We start from the raw sequence: 6,432 nt of genomic DNA, 5'->3' as shown, positions 1-6,432 counted from the left end.
CTGCCGGCGCTGCAGGTGGTTCCAGAGGTTGAGCAGCGTGATGAAGTCGCTCGTCGGGTCGCGGAACCGGTTGTGCAGCTGATCGGCGCGCTCGCGCTTTTCGACCGGTCGTTCACGCGGATCTTGGATGCTCAGCCCCGCGACAATCGCAATGACCTCCCGCGCCACCCCGAGCTTCTGCGCCTCGACGACCATGCGCGCGTAGCGCGGGTCGAGCGGCAGCTGCGCGATCTCGCGGCCGATGCGCGTGATGCGGTGGGCACCGCGTTGCTCTCCAGCGCCGCCCGCCGTCTTTTCCACCGCGCCCAGCTCGAGCAGCAAGTCGAGCCCGTCGGCGATGCCGCGCTTATCCGGCGGCTGCAAGAACGGAAAGCTCTCGATGTCGCCGAGCCCGAGCGAGATCATCTGCAGAATGACCGCGGCGAGGTTGGTGCGCAGAATCTCGGGGTCGGTGTACTCGGGCCGCTTCTCGTAGTCGAGCTGCGAGTACAGCCGAATCGCGATGCCGTCGCTCGTGCGCCCCGAGCGGCCCGAGCGCTGGTTGGCACTCGCTTGCGAGATCGGCTCGATCGGCAGCCGCTGCACTTTCGAGCGCGCGCTGTAACGGCTGATGCGCGCCGTGCCCGTGTCGACCACGTAACGGATTCCCGGCACCGTGAGGCTCGTCTCGGCGACGTTGGTCGCGAGAACAATCCGGCGACGGATGCCCGCGGGCGCCCGCTCGAACACCCGGTGCTGCTCGGCCGCACTCAGCCGGCCGTACAGCGGAAGCACCTCGGTGCCTGCGCCGCGCGGCCCTTGGCGGGCGAGGTGCCCGGTGAGGGCATCCGCCGCGTCACGAATTTCGTTCTCGCCGCTGAAGAACACCAGCACATCGCCGTTGCCTTCGCGGCCAAGCTCGTCGACCGCGGCGATGACGCCCTCGATCATGTCGATGGCCTCGCCGGGGGTCGACGGCCCATCGCTCTCGTCATCATCGGGATCGGTGAGGTTCTCCGTGTCGGCGCCGTCGGGCACGAGCGGCCGGTAGCGGATCTCGACCGGGAAGGTGCGCCCGCTCACTTCGATGATCGGTGCCGGTGTGCCCTGCGCATCCGCGAAGTGTTTCGCGAAGCTCTCGGGGTCGATCGTCGCGGAGGTGATGATGAGCTTGAGTTCGGGGCGGCGGGGGAGCAGTTGCTTGAGGTATCCGAGCAAGAAGTCGATCGTGAGGCTGCGCTCGTGGGCTTCGTCGATGATGATCGCGTCGTAGTTGTTGAGCTCGCGGTCGCCGCGAAGCGCGGCGAGCAAAATGCCGTCGGTCATGAGCGTGACGCGGGTGTTCGTGCTCACCTGGTCGGTGAATCGCACCTTGTAGCCGACGAGCCCGCCAAGCTCTGAGCCGAGCTCCTCCGCCACGCGCTCGGCGATCGTGCGCGCGGCGATGCGGCGCGGCTGCGTGTGGGCGATGCGCTCGCGCCCCAACTCGAGCAGGATCTTCGGCAGCTGCGTCGTCTTGCCCGACCCCGTCTCGCCCGCGACGATGACGACCTGGTTGTCGCGAATCGCGGCCGCGATATCGTCGCGCCGCTGCGACACCGGCAGGTCGGGTGGGTAGTGGATGCGCAGCGTTGCTTGCCCGTCGTGCGCGGTCGCCGCGCCCTTTGGGGACGCCAGGGCCGCCGGCGGGTCGGCGGGAGAGGTCTCGGCGGGCGGAGTCATGAGCCCTCCAGTCTAGAGTCGCGACCTCCTCGCTGCCCGCCCTCGCACGACCCGCCTCCGCGCCGCCCACCGCGCCGCCTACCCAAGCGGCCCACCGCGCTGCCCACCCAAGCGGCCCACCGCGCCGCCCACCCGCGCCGCCGCGACCACTCTTCCCCCTTTCAGGGATCACGGCTCCTGCTTCACTCGGCATCCCCTCCTCGTTGTCCTGGCAGTCCCGCGCCGCGATCCCCAATTTCGCAATGTGCCTCCCACGGCACGTGCCGCGAGAGGCACATTGCAGAAATGGAAACTCTCTTTCTTCTTGCGCACCCCGTGCGGTGGCGAATCATCGAAATCCTGGCAAGCGGTGAACATGCCGTTGGCCAGATCGCCGACGCGGTGCAGAGTGAGCGCGGCATCGGCCGCGAAGGCATCTCGAAGCATCTGAACCGGCTCGCGCGCGCTGGCCTCGTCACGTCGCGGGTCGATCAGAACGCGCGCATCTATCGGATGAGTCCGCGCGTGCTCGGCGCATTGGCGGGCCTCATCGAACTGCTCATGAGCCTTCGCGAGCCTGCAGGATACGACGACATCGACCCGGATGAGAACGGTCCGGATATTGGTGTCGAACAGCCCCCGACCTGGGGGGAAGAAGGCGAGGAAGGATGCTGGTGTATACGAAAGTCGCGATCGATGGGCGCAATATCGCAGAAGGAGCAATCAATGTATACATTAGAGAGATGGTGATGAGGAGCGCGGTGGTTGCGAGGGCGGACCCGACCGCGCGCACCGCTGCCGACCGTGCGTTCGAGGCCTTGCGGGTCGCGATCGTTGAGGGCGAGCTCGCACCGGGGGCTCCGCTGACCGAGGTCGAGCAAGCGAGCCGGCTCGGGGTCAGCCGCACTCCCGTGCGCGAAGCCTTCGCGCGGCTCATCGCCGCCGGGCTGGCGACCGAGCGCGGACCGCGCACTCTTGTCGTGAGCGACATCGAACCCGACGACGTCACGGCTCTGTTCGAACTGCGCACGGCCCTCGACGAGCAAGCCGCGCGCATCGCCGCGCGCCGCGTCGCGGATGGTGGCGGGCCGGGTGGGGATGCTCGGGCTGGGGGCGACGGAGCGCGGAACGCAGCGGTCAGCCGCTTTACCGCGCTCGCCGCACGCTTCGCCGCCGTCGACGCCGCGACCCTGAGCGCCGACGACCCGCAGCGCCACGGCTACTACGGGCTCGTCGCCGAGTTCGACGCGGCCCTCGACGACGCGCTGACGGGCAGCCCCTACCTCGCGGCGGCGATCGCGAGCACGCGCGTGCACCTCGCGCGTGTGCGACGCCTGGCTCGAGCCGACGATCAGCGTCTCGCGCAGAGTGCCGCTGAACACGCCGCGATCGCGCGGGCGATCGCCGACGGCGACCCCGAACGTGCGGCGGCCGCGACTCGGCTGCACTTGCATGAAGCCCTCACGAGCATCCACGCCCATCTGCCGCGCAGCGGCGCCGAAAACCGGGAGACAGCATGACGACCACGCACACCGTGCGCACCTACAAGAGCAGTGAGCCGCTCGCCGCTGCCGACCAGCTCGCCGGAAAGCTCGCCGCGCTCGCCGCCCAGCAGGATCGCCCGCTCGACGACCGCGCCGTCGACATGGTCATCAACCGACTCATCGACAACGCCGCCGTCGCCGTCGCGAGCCTCGACCGTGACCCCGTCATCAGCGCGCGCGGGCAGGCTGAAGCCCACCCGTACACGCCCGGCGCGACCGTGTTTGGCCTCGCCCCGACTCAGCGCGTCAGCCCCGAGTGGGCCGCCTGGGCCAACGGTGTCGCCGTGCGCGAGCTCGACTATCACGACACCTTCCTCGCCGCCGACTACTCGCACCCCGGTGACAACATCCCGCCGATTCTCGCCGTGGCCCAGCACACCGGCGCCGACGGGGCGCAGCTGCTCAAGGGGCTGCTCACCGGCTACGAAATTCAGATCGACCTTGTGCGCGCGATCTGCTTGCACGAACACAAGATTGACCACGTCGCCCACCTCGGCCCGAGCGCCGCCGCGGGCATCGGCACGATGCTGGGCCTCGACCAAGCAACGATCTTCCAGGCCATCGGCCAGGCTTTGCACACCACGACCGCCACGCGCCAGTCGCGCAAGGGCGAGATCTCGACCTGGAAGGCGCACGCCCCCGCGTTCGCGGGCAAGATGGCCGTCGAAGCCGTCGACCGGGCGATGCGCGGCCAGACGAGCCCGAGCCCCATTTATGAAGGCGAAGACGGGTTCATCGCGTGGCTTCTCAGCGGGCCGGATGCTCGCTACGAGGTGCCGCTACCCGACAGCGGCGAGCCGCTCACGGGCATCCTCGACAGCTACACGAAAGAGCACTCCGCCGAATACCAAGCCCAGGCCTGGATCGACCTCGCGCGTCGCCTCGGCACCGAGCGCCCCGAACTGCGTGACCCCGCGAACATCGCGCGCATCGTGCTGCACACGAGCCACCACACGCACTACGTCATCGGCTCGGGCGCGAACGACCCGCAGAAGTACGACCCGACGGCGAGCCGCGAGACGCTCGACCACTCGATTCCGTACATCGTCGCCGTCGCGCTGCAAGACGGAGCCTGGCACCACGTCGACTCCTACGCCCCCGAGCGCGCGGCGCGCCCCGACACCGTCGCGCTGTGGCAGAAGATCACCACCACAGAAGACGCAGAGTGGACGCGCCGCTACCACTCCCTCGACTTGAGCGAGAAGGCCTTCGGTGGACGCATCGAGATCGAGCTGACGAACGGCGAAAAGGTGGTCGACGAGATCGCCGTCGCCGACGCGCACCCGCTCGGCGCGCGGCCCTTTGGACGCGCCGAGTATGTGGGCAAATTCCGGATGCTCGCGGAGGGCATCCTGACCCCCGACGAAATCGACCGCTTCGTCGACGTCGCCCAGCGCTTGCCCGAGCTGACTCCGGCCGAGCTCGGCGGCCTCACCGTGACGGCCGCCCGGCCGCTGCCCGCAGCACCGAAGGGACTCTTCTAATGCTCTCGACTTCTACGACGCCGAGCCAGCGCCGCCAAGCGTTTCGCGCCGGGCTCGCGAGCGGGCGCTTGCAAGTGCTGCCGGGCGCGTTCACTCCGCTGAGCATCCGCCTGATCGAAGACAAGGGATTCGACGGCGCCTACATCTCGGGGGCCGTCATGGCGGCCGAGCTCGGGTTGCCCGACATCGGCCTGACGACGCTCAGCGAAGTGGCGCATCGTGCCCACCAGATCAGCCGCATGAGCGACCTGCCGACCCTCGTCGACGCTGACACCGGATTCGGCGAGCCCATGAACGTGGCCCGCACGGTGCACGAGCTCGAAGACGCGGGCGTCGCGGGTCTGCACCTCGAAGACCAGGTCAACCCCAAGCGCTGCGGGCACCTCGATGGCAAGGCCGTCGTCGATCTCGACACGGCCGTCAAGCGCATTCGTGCCGCCGTGGATGCGCGCCGTGACCCTGACCTCGTCATCATGGCGCGCACCGACATTCGCGGGGTAGAGGGTATGGAGGCGGCGATCGATCGAGCGAAGGCGCTCGAGGCCGCGGGGGCCGACGCAATCTTTCCCGAGGCGATGGGCACGCTCGCGGAGTTCGAGCAGATGCGCAAGGCGGTGAGCGTTCCGATCTTGGCCAACATGACCGAGTTCGGAAAGAGTGAGCTCTTCACCCACCAGCAGCTCGCCGACGTGGGCGTCAACCTCGTGATTCACCCCGTGTCGCTGCTGCGCGTCGCGTTCGGCGCGATCGAGCGCGCGCTCGATGCTTTGCAAACGACCGGAACGCTCGACGGCGAGGTCGCGGGCATGCAGACTCGAGGCAGGCTCTATGAGCTGCTCGACTACGAGGCGTACAACGCCTTCGACGCGGGCATCTTCACTTACACCGGCCGCTGACCGCGGCCTCGACCAACACCGGCCGCTGACCCACAAGGAGAACACCGTGCTCGATGAGATCAAGAAGGGCCTGGCCGGCGTCGTCGTCGACACGACCGCCATCAGCAAGGTCAACCCCGAGACGAATTCGCTGCTCTATCGCGGCTACCCCGTGCAACAGCTCGCCGAGCGCTGCACCGCCGAAGAGGTCGCCTACCTGCTGTGGCATGGCGAGTTGCCGACCTCGGCTCAGCTGGCGGAGTTTGAGACGCTCGAGCGTTCGTTGCGTCCGCTCGACCCGACGGTGAAACACGCGATCGACGCCCTGCCGCTTGCCACGCACCCCATGGACGTCGTGCGCACGGCTGTGAGCGTGCTCGGCGCCCTGGACGAATCACTCACGACCGACGGCACGTGGATCGACGGTGATCTGACGCTCGAGCGCAGCATCCGTCTGTGGGCGCAGTTGCCCGCGATCGTGGCCTACGCCCAGCGACGGATGCGCGGTCTCGACCTCGTCGAAGCGCGCGACGACCTCGGCTACTCGGCGAACTTCTTGCACATGACGTTTGGCGAAGTGCCCGAGCTTGTCGTCGTCAACGCCTTCGACGTGTCGATGATTCTCTACGCCGAGCACTCGTTTAACGCCTCGACGTTCACGGCGCGCGTCATCGCGTCGACGCTCAGTGATGTCTACAGCGCGGTCACGGGCGCGATCGGCGCGCTCAAGGGCCCGCTGCACGGCGGAGCGAACGAGGCCGTTATGCACGTCTTCCGCGAGGTCGGCACGGCGGATGCTGCTGCCGGGTGGCTCGCCGACTCCCTCGCCGTAAAGCGCAAGATCATGGG

6 protein-coding genes are annotated in these 6,432 nt (G+C 68.4%); 5 read left to right on the top strand and 1 reads right to left on the bottom strand.

Translation table 11 applies throughout. The annotated features are described in order from the left end of the window. The coding region (gene hrpA / locus SFU54_RS11090; protein ID WP_319016335.1) for an ATP-dependent RNA helicase HrpA at window positions 1-1,701 on the bottom strand (1,701 nt) is incomplete at its 3' end. Window positions 1,702-1,986: 285 nt separating this feature from the next. Between hrpA and SFU54_RS11085 the strand changes: the two genes are divergently transcribed. The 5 genes from SFU54_RS11085 to SFU54_RS11065 all read left to right on the top strand — a co-directional run. Next, window positions 1,987-2,430 (top strand): metalloregulator ArsR/SmtB family transcription factor, encoded by a 444-nt coding sequence (locus SFU54_RS11085; protein WP_319016334.1) that lies wholly within the window; start codon window positions 1,987-1,989, stop codon window positions 2,428-2,430. Window positions 2,431-2,441: 11 nt separating this feature from the next. Further along, window positions 2,442-3,200, top strand: a complete 759-nt coding sequence (locus SFU54_RS11080) for a GntR family transcriptional regulator (protein ID WP_319016333.1) — start codon at window positions 2,442-2,444, stop codon at window positions 3,198-3,200. Next, window positions 3,197-4,708, top strand: coding sequence for an MmgE/PrpD family protein (locus tag SFU54_RS11075; RefSeq protein ID WP_319016332.1), 1,512 nt, complete (start codon window positions 3,197-3,199; stop codon window positions 4,706-4,708). Before SFU54_RS11080 ends, SFU54_RS11075 begins: the two co-directional genes overlap by 4 nt. Beyond that, window positions 4,708-5,604: a methylisocitrate lyase gene (prpB, locus tag SFU54_RS11070; RefSeq protein ID WP_319016331.1), complete on the top strand. Its 897-nt coding sequence runs from the start codon at window positions 4,708-4,710 to the stop codon at window positions 5,602-5,604. The genes SFU54_RS11075 and prpB overlap by 1 nt, the downstream gene beginning before the upstream one ends. A gap of 46 nt (window positions 5,605-5,650) precedes the next feature. Next, window positions 5,651-6,432, top strand: a 782-nt coding sequence (locus SFU54_RS11065; RefSeq protein ID WP_319016330.1) for a citrate/2-methylcitrate synthase, incomplete at its 3' end; no start/stop codon positions are given.

Source organism: Microcella sp. (assembly GCF_033763155.1).
GTDB lineage: Bacteria > Actinomycetota > Actinomycetes > Actinomycetales > Microbacteriaceae > Microcella.
The sequence above is the reverse complement of the archived record's forward strand: the minus strand, read 5'-3'. Positions and strand labels throughout refer to the sequence as shown.